The 16,735-nt window shown below is 41.5% G+C and carries 14 protein-coding genes; 9 read left to right on the top strand and 5 right to left on the bottom strand.

Translation table 11 applies throughout. The features are described from left to right. The first annotated feature begins 25 nt into the window (after nt 1–25). The 3 genes from nusB to RS893_RS07400 all read left to right on the top strand — a co-directional run bounded on the left by nusB (nt 26) and on the right by RS893_RS07400 (nt 4,868). Complete coding sequence (gene nusB, locus RS893_RS07410) at nt 26–658, top strand: transcription antitermination factor NusB (RefSeq protein ID WP_315790557.1); 633 nt, start codon at nt 26–28, stop codon at nt 656–658. A 243-nt stretch (nt 659–901) separates the two neighbouring features. Continuing rightward, nucleotides 902–2,500, top strand: coding sequence for a signal recognition particle-docking protein FtsY (gene ftsY, locus RS893_RS07405; protein ID WP_315790556.1), 1,599 nt, complete (start codon nt 902–904; stop codon nt 2,498–2,500). A 970-nt stretch (nt 2,501–3,470) separates the two neighbouring features. Further along, nucleotides 3,471–4,868 carry a PP2C family protein-serine/threonine phosphatase gene (locus RS893_RS07400; protein WP_315791905.1) on the top strand — a complete coding sequence of 466 codons (1,398 nt, stop codon included), beginning with the start codon at nt 3,471–3,473 and terminating at the stop codon, nt 4,866–4,868. Between the two features lie 59 nt (nt 4,869–4,927). Here the strand turns inward: RS893_RS07400 and RS893_RS07395 are convergent, their stop codons facing one another. Continuing rightward, nucleotides 4,928–5,962, bottom strand: a complete 1,035-nt coding sequence (locus tag RS893_RS07395; protein ID WP_315790555.1) for a DUF2278 family protein — start codon at nt 5,960–5,962, stop codon at nt 4,928–4,930. A gap of 554 nt (nt 5,963–6,516) precedes the next feature. Here RS893_RS07395 and glgP point away from each other — a divergent pair. Beyond that, nucleotides 6,517–9,174: an alpha-glucan family phosphorylase gene (gene glgP, locus RS893_RS07390; RefSeq protein WP_315790554.1), complete on the top strand. Its 2,658-nt coding sequence runs from the start codon at nt 6,517–6,519 to the stop codon at nt 9,172–9,174. Between the two features lie 138 nt (nt 9,175–9,312). Here glgP and RS893_RS07385 read toward each other — a convergent pair whose 3' ends face one another. Both RS893_RS07385 and RS893_RS07380 read right to left on the bottom strand, forming a co-directional pair. Continuing rightward, nucleotides 9,313–10,116 carry a DUF429 domain-containing protein gene (locus RS893_RS07385; RefSeq protein ID WP_315790553.1) on the bottom strand — a complete coding sequence of 268 codons (804 nt, stop codon included), beginning with the start codon at nt 10,114–10,116 and terminating at the stop codon, nt 9,313–9,315. Between the two features lie 392 nt (nt 10,117–10,508). After that, complete coding sequence (locus RS893_RS07380) at nt 10,509–10,688, bottom strand: four helix bundle protein (protein WP_396336454.1); 180 nt, start codon at nt 10,686–10,688, stop codon at nt 10,509–10,511. A gap of 112 nt (nt 10,689–10,800) precedes the next feature. Here RS893_RS07380 and RS893_RS07375 point away from each other — a divergent pair, with 112 nt between their 5' ends. The 3 genes from RS893_RS07375 (at nt 10,801) to rpsN (ending at nt 13,220) form a co-directional block, all read left to right on the top strand. Then, complete coding sequence (locus RS893_RS07375; RefSeq protein WP_315790552.1) at nt 10,801–11,745, top strand: NAD(P)-dependent alcohol dehydrogenase; 945 nt, start codon at nt 10,801–10,803, stop codon at nt 11,743–11,745. A 282-nt stretch (nt 11,746–12,027) separates the two neighbouring features. Then, nucleotides 12,028–12,858 (top strand): bifunctional hydroxymethylpyrimidine kinase/phosphomethylpyrimidine kinase, encoded by an 831-nt coding sequence (gene thiD / locus RS893_RS07370; protein ID WP_315790551.1) that lies wholly within the window; start codon nt 12,028–12,030, stop codon nt 12,856–12,858. Nucleotides 12,859–12,917: 59 nt separating this feature from the next. Further along, nucleotides 12,918–13,220 (top strand): 30S ribosomal protein S14, encoded by a 303-nt coding sequence (gene rpsN, locus RS893_RS07365; RefSeq protein ID WP_315790550.1) that lies wholly within the window; start codon nt 12,918–12,920, stop codon nt 13,218–13,220. An 84-nt stretch (nt 13,221–13,304) separates the two neighbouring features. On the opposite strand, the gene RS893_RS07360 is transcribed toward rpsN, so the two are convergent. Then, the gene (locus RS893_RS07360; RefSeq protein ID WP_315790549.1) at nt 13,305–13,634 is read right to left on the bottom strand and encodes a hypothetical protein; all 330 of its coding nucleotides are present in this window, start codon (nt 13,632–13,634) and stop codon (nt 13,305–13,307) included. A 118-nt stretch (nt 13,635–13,752) separates the two neighbouring features. Between RS893_RS07360 and aat the strand changes: the two genes are divergently transcribed. Both aat and RS893_RS07350 read left to right on the top strand, forming a co-directional pair. Continuing rightward, entirely contained in the window at nt 13,753–14,328 is a 576-nt protein-coding gene (gene aat, locus RS893_RS07355) for a leucyl/phenylalanyl-tRNA--protein transferase (RefSeq protein WP_315790548.1), read from the top strand. Nucleotides 14,329–14,792: 464 nt separating this feature from the next. Continuing rightward, nucleotides 14,793–15,728 carry a hypothetical protein gene (locus RS893_RS07350; protein ID WP_315790547.1) on the top strand — a complete coding sequence of 312 codons (936 nt, stop codon included), beginning with the start codon at nt 14,793–14,795 and terminating at the stop codon, nt 15,726–15,728. A 1-nt stretch (nt 15,729) separates the two neighbouring features. On the opposite strand, the gene RS893_RS07345 is transcribed toward RS893_RS07350, so the two are convergent. Continuing rightward, on the bottom strand, nt 15,730–16,542 hold the full coding sequence (locus RS893_RS07345; protein ID WP_315790546.1) for a DUF3598 family protein: 813 nt from the start codon (nt 16,540–16,542) through the stop codon (nt 15,730–15,732). Between the last annotated feature and the right edge of the window lie 193 nt (nt 16,543–16,735).

Here is a 16,735-nt window from a genome sequence, read left to right as displayed (position 1 = left end):
CTCATACATTCTTAGTTAAATTAATATGCAACCCAGAAAACCCCGTCAAATTGCCCGCGAATTGGCACTTCTGAGCCTTTCTCAATTACCAGCCAATCCCAAAAAATTAACTGAAGACCAACTACCCAAATTGGTGTTAGCAGTAGTACGCACCTTGCGCTCAGAAGTGCAAGATACTTTAGATAATGCTGTCGCTGAACTACAACGCAGTAATGATCGCCTCCTCAGTAGCGAAACTCGCGCTAGTGACCTTAATGTTGCTAGAACAATGGTGAAAGAGGCAATAACTTCTACCCAAACAGCAATTAACCAGTTAAGTGCAGCTATTGAGTTTCCAGAATTAATTCAGTTAGCAAACCAAGACAAAGAAGTTAGCAGATACGCCATTGAAATAGTCAGAATAATCGACGAAGAACGCAAAAATATAGACCAGCAAATCAGTGTAGCGCTAGTAGATTGGCAAGTGACTCGTTTGGCTCAAATTGACCGTGATATTTTACGAATTGCTGTAGCAGAAATGTTATATCTGGGAGTTCCCAACAGTGTAGCAATTGATGAAGCTGTGGAACTAGCCAAACGCTACAGTGGAGATGAAGGTCATCGGTTTATTAACGGAGTTCTCCGCCGAGTCACACAGCAGCAAAAACAGCCCGTTTAGGAAGAGTGGAGATCGGGAGGTGGGGTGATGGGGAGATTGGAAGATGGGGAGGTGGGGGAGTGTGTAGACGCGTAGCGGCTTAAGGTAAGGGTGGAGTGTGAGGAGTGGGGGGAGTCAAAGAATTACCATTAATTACTAACTAATAACTACTAACCATCAAGCACTAACTACTAACTGCTAACTACTAATGTACAGACGCGATGTTCCTCGCGTCTCTACTAACCACCAACCACTAACTAAAATATGGCTTTTAATTGGTTCCGTCGTCAACATACTGATTCTTCTGATACTTCATCCCCAGAAAAACAGGTAGAAACTCCTGCCGTAACACCATCTCCTACAGAATCAACCACAGCGCCAACAGCGGAAACAGAACAAGCTGTGGCAACAGATTTACTTGCCTTCGCTAAAGCTGCTTACAAAAATATCCAACAAAAGCAACAATCTCAATCAGTAGAAACTCCACTTAGCGAGGAAACAACTGAAGCTGTACCTGAGACGACATCTGAAACTACACCAGAAACAGTATCCACAGAAAATGTTGAAACCGTAGCTGAAGTCACTGAAGTCACACCACCAGAACCACTAACACAAACGACTCCCCAGACACCAGTTGTCACCTCAGAAGAAAACTCACAGAAGACATCAATTGAAGCAGTAACACCACCACAAGAACCTGCTGGTGCATCCTTGTTAGCAAAGGCAGCAGCAGAAAGGCAGGCAAAACAAGAACGTTTAATCGCGACTGCGATCGAAGTCACAGAACCGGAAGAAGTAAAACCAGTTGCAGATGCAACTGAGGTTCCAGAAACAGCCGAAGCTACACCCGAACTAGACTTTGATGAAGGATTTTTATGGTCAGCAGAAGTACTAGCAGCACAGGGTAGACGGGCGGAAGACGTTTCGATTGAAGAAATTACCTGGCTCAAAAGGCTACGGCAGGGTTTAGATAAAACCCGTCGTAATATTGTTAACCAACTCAAGGCAATTGTTGGACAAGGACCCCTAAATCAAGCTGGGGTAGCAGAAATTGAGGCATTGTTATTGCAGGCAGATGTCGGTGTAGAAGCGACAGATTACATTATTACCGCCTTACAGAACAAACTGCGCGAGGAAGCTTTGCCACCAGAACAGGCGATCGCTTACCTCAAACAAATCCTCCGGGATATGCTGGATCGACCGCTTGAGAAATCCCAAAAACTCTTTTTCGCACCAGAAAAAGATGCTTTTAATATTTGGTTAATCACAGGGGTGAATGGAGCTGGTAAAACTACCACTATTGGTAAAATTTCTCACTTGGCACAAAAATCTGGCTATAAATGCTTAATTGGGGCAGCTGATACTTTTCGTGCTGCTGCTGTACAACAGGTGAAAGTTTGGGGCGATCGCAGTGGTGTAGAAGTAATTGCTAACCCTGGCAAAAATACTGATCCAGCAGCTGTTGTGTTTGATGCGATCGATGCAGCAATAGCAAGACAAACCGAATTACTTCTGGTAGACACCGCAGGCAGACTGCAAAATAAGAAAAACTTAATGGAAGAACTCAGCAAAATCCGTCGGATTATTAATAAAAAAGCACCTAATGCCAAAATAGAGTCATTGCTGGTATTAGATGCAACTTTAGGTCAGAATGGATTGCGTCAAGCTGAAGTCTTCTCTCAAGCGGCAGAACTTACAGGTGTAGTGCTAACAAAATTGGATAGCACTGCTAAAGGAGGTGTGGCTTTAGCTGTAGTGCAGCAGCTGGGTTTACCAATTCGCTTTATCGGTGCTGGTGAAGGTATTGAAGACCTGCGTCCTTTTTCTAGCTATGAGTTTGTAGAAGCGCTTTTAAGTGGCTAGTAGATCGGGGATTGAGGATTGGCGATCAGTGATTGGGGATCTAACATTGGAAACAACCAACAACTAACCACTAATGTACAGACGCGATATTCCTCGCATCTCTACCCACTAACCACTAACAAGTTTTTGATAACGGCTGAAAACCTCTGCTAGAATTGCAACTTAATACTTTCTTTGAACAACTCCCAAAAGGGTTGTAAAATGTTGCTGCAAAGTGGTTAATTTATCTTAGCCGATGGAAAAGGCAGTTAATCACGCTTTCATCATCGCTAGTTGTTGACTTGCCAAATAATATTCTCTCAAGGTAGTTTAAAGAATGTCAATGTAATAACTGCGTAAAAACATCATTTTTCATCTAGAGGTGAAAAATCTTGAGTTATGATTTTTCCGTAAGTCTTCTTTAAAACTTCTATTTTTCTATAGAAGAACTTAGAGAACATATTGACCAGAAGACTGAAGTATGAAGTATGAAATTACCCTACCTTTACACAAATGAGGCATGAATCAGGAAAAACTTAATTTTTTTCGTTCACGAGGCACGAGGTTTGTACTAATTATTACTTCATCCTTTATCCTTCATCCTTTCTTCTGGCAATATGGGTAAGACCCCCTATTTATTTCACCCTCAGTACTAATTGTGATATCTAAAAATTTACATCTACTTCTCAATTTGTTTTTATCTCTTAGGGTATATGACTTATTCATAAAGTTATGAAAGAATTTATTACCTTCTAAATACTTAGTAAAAATGGTTGCTATCAATAGATCGGTTTTAAACTAAGAAACATCCTTTAAAATACTTAGAATTGATAAAGAAATCAAATAGAAAATGAAATACTTATAAAATTTACACTTACGTCTTTCTACTCTTGCTAAACTGACAAATCTTATCTAAATATGGTTTAGCGAATCTGAAGCTAGTTCATTTATTAGTAATCTCAAATCTGCTTACTGAAGTTAAATAATGCCTGTGCCTGTGCCTAAACTGCCTTCTGAACCCACCGACAGTAATAGTAGTGCCACAACAGATGTTACTCCAATTGTGGCGCTGAAAGAACTCGTGGCAAGGCTGCACCGGGAGCAAAACAAAATCCAAGATTTGCTAAGTTCTTTAGGATTTGCCCTGAGAAGCTTCAATAACTTAAACCAGTTTTTGGAGTTAATCCCGCTAATGGCAACAAGAGTAACAGACGCAGATGGTAGCGCCCTGTTTCTCTACAAACCAAATGGTCAAGTTAGGCTAGAACAGCTACACTGGCAGGACAGTCGCCAAAGAAAAAATATCCGTAAAGCATTAGAGACAGTAAGTAGTCAAATTACACATCAGCAAAATGTATCTGGACTAGCAACTACCACCAGTATTTTAGATGCCCAGATGCATTACCATCTCGGACCGGATGTACAAATCTTTGGTACGGCAATTCTAGTCAAGCATTTAGAAAGGGGATGGCTTTATGTTTTAAGCCGCGATCCTGATTATGGATGGACAGAAACCAGACAAAAGTTAGTTAGATTAGTAGCAGATCAAACAGCAGTTGCAATTGAAAACGATGAATTGGCTGTAGAACTAAGGAAAAAAGAACGCTTAGATCAAGAATTAGAAATTGGTGCCGAAATTCAACGGCGATTATTACCACGTCAATGCCCTAGTATTCCAGGAGTAGTTCTGGCTGCACGCTGTAAACCCGCTAATCGTGTCGGTGGGGATTACTACGACTTTGTCCCTACCAATCACAACTTAATTTTGCCGCCCAATGCTAAAGAAACTGCGGAATCTAGTCGTTGGGCTTTAGTGATTGGTGATGTGATGGGAAAAGGAGTCCCCGCAGGTCTAATTATGACTATGATGCGGGGAATGCTGCGGGGCGAGGTGTTGCACAGTAATACTCCAGCCCAGATTTTGCAAAACTTAAATCGAGTCATGTATGCGGATTTAGAAAATTCTAACCGCTTCGTCACGTTGTTTTATTCAGAATATGACCCAAAAACCAAGTTACTAACCTACAGTAACGCAGCACATAACCCTCCGATGTGGTGGCACGCCAGTACGAAAACAGTGACGCGTTTGGATACTCTGGGGATGTTAATTGGTTTGGATGCTAATAGCCAATACGAAGATGGTCAAGCACGATTAGAGCCAGGAGATACAATTATTTACTATACAGATGGCTTGACTGATGCCGCAGCCGCCAGTGGCGATCGCTTCGATGAAGAAAACCTCATTCGTGAATTTAGCCTTGCTTGTAGATATTGTAATGGTCCAGAGGAAATACTCGATTACTTGTTTGAGCGAGTGCAACAATTCATCGGTGTTGAAAAACAGAACACCGATGATATGACGCTGGTGGTATTGCAAGTTAGTAATTAGTAATTAGTTAGTAGTTGGTATTTAGTTGTTAACTATTAACTACCTACTAACCACTAATATTAAAATACTGTCGTCCACCCTTCCTCTTGAGTATCTTTCTTGGTGTAGGAAATACCATCCACTTTAATACCTTCTGGATTGAGAAGAGATATAGTTCCACCTTTGTTGGAAAACTGAATATCTTTTCCACTCAAAAGTACTTGCACAACTCCACCAGGTTCAATTTTGAATCCATCTAAACTGGCTTTTTGTTTGAGTTGGTTGACGATCACCCAACCTGTTAAATCTACTTTTTGCGGTGAAGGGTTAATTAAAGTGATTGATTCTTTGCCGAAATCTTCTCCACTAGGATTAAGTAGGGCAGCAATAATTCTTACCTGTGGCTTCACTACTGGAGTGTCTGGTATTTCTGGTTCAGTTCCCACATTCTGATCGATGGGATTACCAGTTTTGTCATCTGTATGGAAAGACTGAGATTGGAATGCAAAAAACGCAGCAACCCAATATTCTTGAGGACTAGATTTATAGTGAATTAATAACCCTCCATCTTGATAAACCCCATTATCCTTGGTAAATCTACCACTGCTGCCTTGGTTCATGTGTATGTCATGAATGCCTCTACCTGGTTTGAAACCAAATATTTTATCAGACTTATCTTCTGGTCCCCAGGGTTCACCAAAAACGTAGACATCAGCTTTCGTTTCAATTGCCCTTTGAATGTATGAGTCAATAAACTCATTAAGGTCGTTGTTTTCTCCAGGAACACTGTAGGGCAAAGCTTTCATCTCAGTGACTTTAAACAAATTACCCCGGATGTAATCCAGGGCAATTCCTCCAGCTTGTCTTTGAGAAACTTCAATTTTGTTAAACCCAAAGTCTAATTTTTTTAGCTTTTCGGTAATGTAGTGTTCAAAATTACTATCGATTAAGTATAACAAATCATAGGGTTGCTGAACTGAACGAACGTTGATTGCCAAGCGATAGTTAAACTTACCATCGTTGGCATGTACTTGATAGTGTGGAGAATCATTGTCTAGTTCCATTTTTCCAGCGATCGCATGACACTTTAATACACCGTAATCTTTCAAACCCATAATTACTGACCTTGTGATGAAAGTGACTAATTTTTTTGTGTTACTTAAGTTTCGTGCTTACTAATCAACGCTAATATCTAGTTTTGGAATAGCAAAAAGCGATAGCTATTCCAATAACGGTTTCAGATTTTACTTTGTTTTTTTATTAATCACTTGAGTGTTTAAATTAATTACTCGTATTATTAATTACAGATTATTTACTTATTTTTACATCATTATCCCAAATCATAACTTGCTATGATCAAACACAGCAGTACCCCGAACGGGTAATATTTATCGAGCAAAAAACGCTATGCCTCCAAACCCTTATTAACCTCACAAGAACAGCCCTCTCCGCGAGTTTATCAGAGGAGTGGCATAGCCGGGGTGAGGCTACTTTCAAGTCAAATTAAAGCAACTAGCTTATAACTTCAGTTATGGAAGTATCAGTTGCTTAATATTTTCAAAACTTAACAATTTTAGGGGTGATTTACGAACACAGTATAAAAAATTGGCAACATTAACAAAAGACAGACAACAATAGCGATAGCTAGACCTGGAGTTCTGCTAAGCCTATGCAGCCAATTCGTACATTTAATGTCTCACCTTCTTTGCCTGCGCGACTCGAACCACTACGCCAGCTGGCATACAACTTACATTGGGATTGGAACGTTGAAACTAAAGATTTATTTCGCCGTTTAGATCCTGATTTATGGGAATCTAGCCGTCATAACCCTGTTTTGATGCTAGGAACCATCAGCCAAGCGCGGCTGTTAGAAGTAGTGGAAGATGAAGGCTTTTTGGCACAAATGGATCGTGCTGCTTTGCAGATAGAGGATTATCTCAAAGAACGCACTTGGTATGAGAAACAAAGGAAAAATCTCAGCACTCACTCATCAAGTGATCAAATCCAAAATCACACCACGTGGTACAACGCGGAGAACCCGCGCAACGCAATGGCTCCAAAATCCAAAATCCAAAATACAGAATGCTATGCTTATTTTTCTGCTGAGTTTGGGCTTGTGGACTGTTTGCCCATTTATTCAGGGGGCTTGGGTGTACTGGCTGGAGATCATCTGAAATCTGCCAGTGATTTGGGGCTTCCTCTGGTCGGTGTAGGTTTGCTATACCAGCAAGGCTATTTTGCCCAGTATTTAAATGCTGATGGCTGGCAACAAGAGCGTTACCCAATTAACGACTTTTATAATATGCCTTTGCACCTAGAACGCAACCCCGATGGTTCGGAACTGCGAATTACAGTAGATTATCCAGAGCGCACAGTCTATGCTAGGGTTTGGCGTGTACAAGTGGGAAGAGTGCCATTGTACATGCTGGACACCAATATTGAACCCAACAATCCTTACGAGCACGACATTACAGATCAACTGTATGGTGGTGATATTGATATGCGTATCCACCAGGAAATAATGTTGGGTATTGGTGGTGTTAGGATGTTAAAAGCGTTGGGGTATAACGTCACTGCCTATCACATGAATGAAGGACATGCGGCGTTTTCAGCCCTAGAACGTATCCGGATTTTAATTCAAGAACAAGGACTGAGTTACATTGAAGCTAGGCAAGTCGTAGCTTCCACAAATATATTTACCACCCATACACCAGTGCCAGCCGGAATCGACTTGTTCCCACCAGATAAAGTTTTGTACTATTTGGGACACTATGCAGAAATTTTTGGTTTAAGTAAGGACGAATTTTTAGCGTTAGGACGAGAGAGTACAGGTGATTTATCTTCACCTTTTAGTATGGCAGTGCTAGCGCTGAAGATGGCAACATTTTCTAATGGTGTGGCGCAGTTGCACGGTACGGTATCACGACAGATGTTTAAGGGTTTGTGGATTGATGTACCAACCCAAGAAGTGCCAATTACTGCTATTACTAACGGCGTTCATGCCCGTAGTTGTGTGGCTAAATCAACTCAAGAGTTATACGATCGCTATTTAGGCCCGAATTGGTCATCAGCACCAGTGGACCATCCCCTGTGGGATCGGATGAATGCGATTCCCGATGAAGAGTTGTGGCGAAACCACGAACGCTGCCGCTTGGATATGATTTTGTATGTGCGGGAGCGTTTAGTCAAACATTTACGTGATCGCGGCGCATCTCCTAGTGAAATTGCCCAAGCCCAAGAAGTCCTTGATCCTTATGTTTTAACGATTGGCTTTGCCCGTCGCTTTGCCACCTACAAACGTGCTACTCTATGGATGCGTGATCTAGAGCGCATCAAACGGATTTTATTCGGCAATAAAGACCGTAAGGTACAATTTGTAATTGCTGGTAAGGCACACCCTAAAGATATTCCTGGTAAAGAACTTATCCGCGAAATTAATCATTTCATCCACGAAAATAATTTGGAAAAACAGGTTGTGTTTGTTCCAAATTACGATATACATATTGCCCGGTTAATGGTGGCGGGTTGTGATGTCTGGTTAAATACACCTCGTCGTCCCCGAGAAGCCTCTGGTACTAGCGGTATGAAAGCTGCAATGAATGGATTACCAAATTTAAGTGTACTTGATGGTTGGTGGGATGAAGCTGATTATATCCGTACTGGTTGGGCAATTGGACACGGGGAAATTTACGACGATCCCACTTATCAGGATGAAGTAGAAGCAAACGCTCTGTATGACATCTTAGAAAAAGAAGTCGTACCATTGTTTTATAATCGCGATGTGGATGGTTTGCCCAGACGCTGGGTAGCCAAAATGAAAGATGCCATCCGATTAAATTGTCCTTTTTTTAACACTGCACGGATGGTAGGAGAATATGCACAAAGAGCATATTTCCCGGCTAGCGACCGCTATAGTGTCCTAACTAGTGATAATTATGCCCCTGCCAAAGAACTGGCAGCTTGGAAATTAAATCTCGGTGAACATTGGTACAATATCACCATCAAGGATATTGATGTCTCTGTCGGCCCTGATATTGAGGTAAACCAAACTGTTGCTGTTAAAGTCAAAGTTGATTTAGCAACTCTCACAAATGATGACGTACAGGTAGAACTGTATCAAGGTGCAGTAGATGCCAATGGTGAGATTGTCAACGGTGTACCACTAGTAATGGAATACCAAGGAGAGGATGACCAAGGTTTAAGTATTTACACAGCTGATATTCTGTATACTACTTCTGGTTTACAAGGATTATCTTTGCGTGTACTGCCGAAACATAAGTACCTTTCCAGTCCTTATGAGCCAAGGTTAATCTTGTGGGCGCAGTGATTAATTAGGAATCGGGGATCAGGGATCGGGCATTAGCTATTCCGCGTGTCTCCCCATCTCCCCATTGCCCCTAATCCCCAACGCCTCTTTCTTTAATGCCGGGGGACCCTTACTTTACAGAAGCCGAGTAAAGCGCGTCTACGGCAATCGCTTATGGGGGACCCCGAGTTCCGCATCTCCCTTGTCCTCTTTCCCCTCTCCCCAATCCCCTATCCTTCGGGGAACAACTATGTAACCTGTAGTGTGATCGCCTAGTACGAAGTTACGTTGTTCTCCCCAATACCACCAATATGCTGCGACGTAAGCGCAGATTAAGCTATCTAGTTTGTCTTCGGCTGCTTTGAGTGCTGTGCCTGTGGTGGGGATTTCGGGGAGAAGTGAACCGCGAAGGCGCAAAGTACACGAAGAAGGTTCTAAGATAGGTAGGGTTTGTGTAACGTAATTGTAGAGTTTGATCAGTTCTTGGCGGCGATCGCTCAGGCGTCCTTTTTTGTATTTGAGGATACGTTCTAAGCTAAAGAGATGGACTATGGCGGGGTGGGGAAAGACTTCGATTTGATATCTACCAGGTTTTTGCGACTCGATAGTGGGGGCGTGGGCGAAGCCACGAGATTCTAGTTCTAAACCAAAGTTGACGGTGCGTTCAGCGAAGGGAAGATTGAGATTGGCGGGGTAGCAACCGGCATGGTATTTACCGAAGTGTTTGTGGGTGAGTTTGTCGGGGAGGCGGCTACCCGTGGTGTTGGGGATAAGAGTTGGGGCGTCTACAGCGATGACGGCACTTTCACCTGGTGGAACGCAAGTATCGACCCAGTTGAGGATATCTGCAATTGCTTCTTTGCGATCTAAATCGAGGATTTGTAGTTGGTGATCTGCCCATTCTAAGCAGCATAATCCGCTTGGTTGCGATTTCCAGCCTAAGTCAATGCCTAAAAATTTCATCGATTTCATTACCAAGTTAAGTTAACCATTGACCAGAAAAAAGAAAACAGGAGTTTTTATCGAAACGAGTATTTGTTGAACACTGAATTCGTTCTGTAAAAATATTTCGAGTTGTTCAAGAAAGATTTCGCTTAAATCCTAAAAAGTATGAACAAGTAATTTTAACAATTTGTAGAGTAGTAAGATTACAAATTGGGGCATTTGTATTACCAGCAGAAATATACGCGCTCGCCTGATTGAAAAATGAATGCACATCATCACGTTTTTTGTCGGATTATTAACAACAAATATCTCAAACCCCTATTCTATTGTAGAAACTAGCTGGATTGCTAAACTGGCGATCGCACCCTATAAGCTAGTCACACAGATACTTGGGCAGATTTCGGAGATGTTTAATACTTAGTTTCTCTAGATTGTTTGAGTGCAATTTCAAGCTTGTTGAGAAAATCAGCTCTACTTTGTGCCGATTCAGATTCTTCAACATTCGCTCCAATCGATGTAATAGAGCGCAATAGTTGTTTATAAAGTACTTTTCCTACTCCAGGATTTTCATCAAGACCCTCAACGGGGATAGAAAAAGGATGAAATCTTTGTATTACATAAGTACCCTTTCTTAAGGAAGTTGTTTTGCTGAAAAATAATTAACTAGACTGAAGGCAAAATTAGCATACCGGAAGGGAGACTATGAAAGCAGCTGTCATTCATCGGTATGGTTCTGCTGAGGTGTTGCAATACGAAGATGTCGCACCACCAAAAATAAAACCTGATGAATTACTTGTAAAAGTTCATGCTAGTTGTATTAACCCTGTTGATTGGAAAATCCGCAAGGGTATGTTGAGAATTGTCACAGGCAATAAATTTCCCATGATTCTTGGGCTTGACTTAGCGGGTGAAGTCGTAGAAGTTGGTGCTAATGTTACACGCTTCACCATTGGTGATTCCATTTATGGTACTCTTAGACCACCCAACGGAGGAGCTTATGCAGAATTTGCAGCAGTTCCAGAAAGTTGTGCTGCTATTAAACCTACAAACATGAGCTACACAGAAGCTGCTTCTGTACCCATCGCCGGATTGACTGCTTTACAAGGACTGCGAGACAAAGGCAACATTAAGTCAGGACAAACTGTATTAATTAATGGTGCTTCTGGTGGTGTTGGTATTTTCGCAGTACAAATTGCCAAGATACTAGGTGCAGAAGTAACTGGTGTTTGCAGCACTAAAAATGTAGAATTTGTGAAATCTTTAGGAGCAGACCGCGTAATTGATTACACGCAACAAGATTTTACTCAAGAAACAGTACAGTACGATATCATTTTTGATGTAGTTGGTAAGCGGTCTTTTTCTGAGTGCAAAAAAGTACTAAAACCTAATGGTATTTACGTTACTACACTACCTACCCCAGAAAACATTCTGCCGGGAATTGTGACAACTATTATTCCTGGTAAAAAAGCCAAATTAGTACTGGAATCGGCAAATGCTGGAGATTTGGTTTATCTGAAAGAATTAATTGAAGCAGGTAAACTTAGGACTGTGATTGATCGTACATATTCCCTACAAGAACTAGCCACTGCTCATACTTATAGCGAAAGCGAACGTGCTGTAGGGAAAATAGCGATCGCTGTGATTTAACAGTGATTCAGTTATCAGCGACAATTGGCATGTCCCCCGGTTATAAACACCGGAGATTTAATCGCGTTGTTCCTCCCCTCTCCAAGGCTACTGTGTACAAAGAAGTTGGATTTACCCCCCTTAATCCCCCCGATATTCGGGGGGAAACAAGAGATCCAGTTCCCTAAGCGCACGCGCTTAGGGTTAGGGTGGGGTAAAACCAGGATTCATAAGCTTGTGTGTACACGGTAGGAGGGGTTGGGGGAGAGGTAAAAACAGGACTCATGGGATTCACATCATTTTATGAACGCCGAAACAACATCTCGCATACCTGTTGCTTTAACGATCGCTGGTTCAGATAGTGGTGGTGGTGCAGGAATTCAAGCGGATCTACGTACCTTTGCTTTTCACTGTGTCCACGGTACGAGTGCAATCACTTGTGTAACAGCTCAAAATACTTTAGGTGTTACCAGAGTTGATGCAATGTCACCAGAGGCTGTGATTGCCCAAATGCAAGCTGTATGTCAGGATATCGGTGTGCAAGCAGCAAAGACAGGAATGTTGCTGAACAAAGAAATTATCACAGCTGTTGCCCACGAAGTAGAAGCTTTACAAATTCAAAATTTAGTTGTTGATCCTGTAATGGTGTCAAGGACGGGGGCGCAATTAATTGACGATGAGGCTGTGAATACACTTTGCCATACACTTATACCCCTAGCTCTGATCGCTACACCCAATCGCTACGAAGCCCAGATTTTGAGCGGTTTAGAAATTAACACTGTGGATGATATGCGCCAGTGCGCTCAAATTATTCATGAGAAATTCAAAGCCAAAGTAGTGCTAGTCAAAGGTGGTGGGATGTCGGGAAGTGGACGGGGAGTCGATGTTTGGTTTGATGGGCAAAAACTCGAGACTCTCAGTGTCAAACAGGTAGATACAAAAAATACTCACGGTACTGGTTGCACTTTATCAGCAGCGATCGCAGCTAATTTAGCGCGTGGTGATGATTTATTCACCGCAGTGCAACAGGCAAAAGAGTATGTTACTAATGCTCTATCCTACGCCCTAAATATCGGTAAAGGGCAAGGCCCTGTGGGACATTTTTATCCACTGTTGCTAACAACTAACCATTAACTAATTCCATCAGATAGAATGGAAAATGCTGTCTTTAATTCAAATTAGTAACAGACTCAATGGCAAAAAAGAGCATGATTGAGCGCGAGAAAAAACGCGCCAAGTTAGTGGCAAAGTATGCTGCCAAGCGGGAAGCTTTGTTAGAAGAGTTCAGAACTACAGAAGATCCAATGGATAAGCTGGAAATTCACAGACAAATTCAACAGCTACCCCGCAACAGCGCACCCAGCCGCCGTCGTAATCGTTGCTGGGCCACTGGCCGTTCCAGAGGTGTTTACCGCGACTTTGGACTATCTCGGAATGTTTTGCGGGAATGGGCGCACGAAGGTCTTTTGCCTGGCGTAGTTAAGTCTAGTTGGTAGTTAGTTGGTTGTTGTTAGTTGCTAGTTGTTGGGAAACCAGTAAACAAACCAAACAACAACAAACCACCAACAATCAACAAAATATTATTGGCCACAACACTTATCAATTCCCAGACTTTCTAAGAGTAGATCGCTAACGGCGTTGGCGATCGCAAACTCTCCATAAAAACTTTTGGAAAAATCAAATGCCTGCATCTCTGTGACAATAGCAATTACCAGAGAACCAAGGTCATTTTCTCCTTCCATCCGTTGCCGAACAAAGATTTGTGCTGCACGTTCGGCAATGTTTTGGTTAACTGCTTCTGGGATAAATTCTGCATCTAGCCACCCATGCAAGCGTCGCTTTAACCATTCGCCTTCAAGTTCCGGATTTTGGGATGGTGGCAGGGTAATAGGTGGAATAGGTTCAGTCATCTTCTTTATTTTAAAACGCAGAGTGACACTAAGGGAATCAAAGAGGAACACAGAGGATGATTAGGTAGCATTTATAAGAAAGAGTGTTCCTCTCGTGTTTGTTATTTTGGTGTTATTTATGCAATATGATATCGCCAGTATTATTCAAGGCTATGCCCAAGGTTATTTTCTCATGGCTGATGAGGATAACTCCTTGGGTTGGTATGGAAGTCGCGATCGGACTCTCATTCCTTTAGATGATCGATTTCGCTACCCCAAGTCGCTACGGCGTGTCCTGAATCAACAGCAGTTTACTGTTGCGGTTAACCGTGATTTTGCAGGTGTCGTCGAAGGTTGCGCTAACCGAGAAGTAACTTGGATTTCTTCAGAATTAAAGGATATATACTGGCAGCTATACAAAACAGGTTGGGCGTACAGTTTTGAAACTTGGCAAGGTGATGAACTGGCTGGAGGAATTTTAGGGATTGTTGTTTGTGGTGCTTTCATTGGGGAATCAATGTTTTATCGTATTCCCGATGGTTCTAAAGTGGCACTGGTGAAGTTAGTAGAAAGGTTACGAGAAAGGCAATTTGTGTTATTTGATGCCCAAATGATGAACCCCCATTTAGAAAGATTTGGAGCTTATAGAGTGGGTGAGCAAGAGTATCAAGATTTACTTTATAAGGCTTTGTATTATAAGTGTTCTTTTGTGTAAAGTTTTTATTTTGTCATATTTTGGTCATAATTATAGTCAATAATATGACTGCTTAGATATATGCTAAATCTTTCTATTTAACACTAGAAATTAATAGACCTCTTGCACGAATATTTTAAATACCCCTCTTGTTAAGGGGGAAAAATATATTAACTTCCTTCCCTTAGTAAGGGTAGGACTGGGGTGGGATTTTGAGGATTTATGCATAGAAATATAATGTCTATGATTTCTGACAAATTAAATGAGTTTACTTCTTTGGATAGATGAATAACATGTCTTTAGTATGGATACTTTTGTCAAAATACTTGCTATGAGTACTCTCCAGTAAACGCAAGTATATATTTGCTCAGTTACCAATGAATGAAGAGTGGAAATTTGCTGTCATGAATTATTTGGTGAACTATTAACTTGGCCTTGTCTTCGTCCCTTCAACAACATTATTTAGAGTTCAGAGTTTATTGCCTATGCTTGCAAATATTTGTACTTTATTTGAAGGTGATTATCATTACGGCGTAGGGGTATTAGTTAATTCTCTTTACAATCACGGCTTTCGCGGTGTAGTCTGGGTAGGATATCGTGGGAGTTTACCTCCTTGGGTAAATTTTCTTCAAGAAGGTGAAGGTTATCAGGAGTTTTATGTCGCAGAAGATTGCGTAATTCGATTTATCAAACTAACCACTTCAATATTTTTTGCTAATTACAAACCTGATTTCATGCTGCAACTGTGGGAAAATTATTGTCCAGAAGTTGAAGCATTATTTTATTTTGACCCTGATGTTGTCAATAAACGTTGCTGGGATTTCTACATTGATTGGGTTGATCGTGGCATTGCCTTATGTGAAGATGCTTATGATTATATGCCAGCCAATCATCCCTATCGAGTCGCTTGGAAAGAACTTGCTGAACACTACGGTTTTTCTTGTCAACGTGAACTAGATCGCTACTATAATTCTGGCTTTATTGGTGTAAAACAGAGTCAAAAATCTATACTTTTGTTATGGCAAAAATTATTATATATTTTTGAGGAAGCAGGTTATATAAATCTCAAAGAGTTTTGTCTTGCTTTGAATCGTTATCCCTATTTCCAAACCGATCAATGTGTCTTGAACCTGGCATTAATGTTAAGTTCTGAACCACTTAGCACTGTTAGTCGGATGGGAATGGATTTTGGTGGCGTTAGCGTAGATATCATGTCACATGCGTCAGGAAGCCAGATCAAACCTTGGCGAAAACAACTAATTTTTAAAGCTTTGGGAGGATCACCACCAACATTGACAGATAAAGCTTACTGGCAAAACACACAAATACCGATGCAACTTTATTCCCCTTGGGAATACCGACAGAAAAAAATTGCTCTCCGGTGCGCTGCTGGTATTGGGCGCTTTATTCGTCGCTCTTAATTTATACTGGATTCATTCGATTTTCTGTCACTAAAGTTAGACTCACCCATTCTCCTTTATCGTTGTAACTACGAACCATGCGTTGGCGAAGATTTGGTGTAATTAACCAACCCACTTCTAAAAAAAAGGGTTGGCGAAATTGTATTTTTAGCGGTGAAGTAGCCGAAGCGCCATCGGGTAATAGCAAAACTTGTACCTGATGCTGCAAGTCTTTACCAAATGTCAGAATAGAACCGTTGATTGTAGCGGTGGAAGTAATTGTGCGATCGCCAAATAAAAGACTTTGGACTAAAACTCCAGAACTATCTAGTTGCAATTGCATTTTGGTAGAGTAACGATCAGGCGATCGCCAATCTGGATATATCGTCACTGCTTCCCCTTGCCATTCTCCTAACAATGCTTCTACTGTGAAAGCGGGGCTTTGGGTGACTGGGGTTCCCGCTAAATGTTCACGGATGAGAGTAAATTGTTCTAATTGACCGTTTTTATCAAATAAATGTACAAGGCGTAAACGGCGATTTTCATGAATTAATCCTAATTCTGCTCCAAATTCCGAAAATGGACCTAGCTGAATCGTACCTTGAGAGAAAGCACCATTCTCAAAAAATAATACACCCCGTCCTAGAGAACTATATTCTAGGACTTTTTCATCTCCACCTAAGCGAATAATTTGCCGAATTGTTTGATTATTATTTAACTTTTCTAAAGATACAATACTAGGTGTATCTGCAAGAATTTCGCCTTGGGGAGATACACGAGTGAATGAACCTTGCCATTCACCAAGATTTTTGAGTAAAAATTCCCATTGAGTCATTTGTTTGGTGGTTAGTGGTTAGTGGTTAGTGGGTAGAGACGCGATGTTCCTCACGTCTGTACATTAGTGGTTAGTGGTGAGTCAGCGACGGGAACGCAGGGGGAGTGGGGACCGGTAGAGTCCCCCATGAGCGACTGACGAACCCGTAGACGCACAAGCGTCTTCTCACAAGAGTAGGGTTAGTGGTTAATAA

The sequence above is a fragment of the Fischerella sp. JS2 genome (assembly GCF_032393985.1).
GTDB lineage: Bacteria > Cyanobacteriota > Cyanobacteriia > Cyanobacteriales > Nostocaceae > Fischerella.
This window is presented reverse-complemented; position numbering and strand designations above follow the sequence as displayed.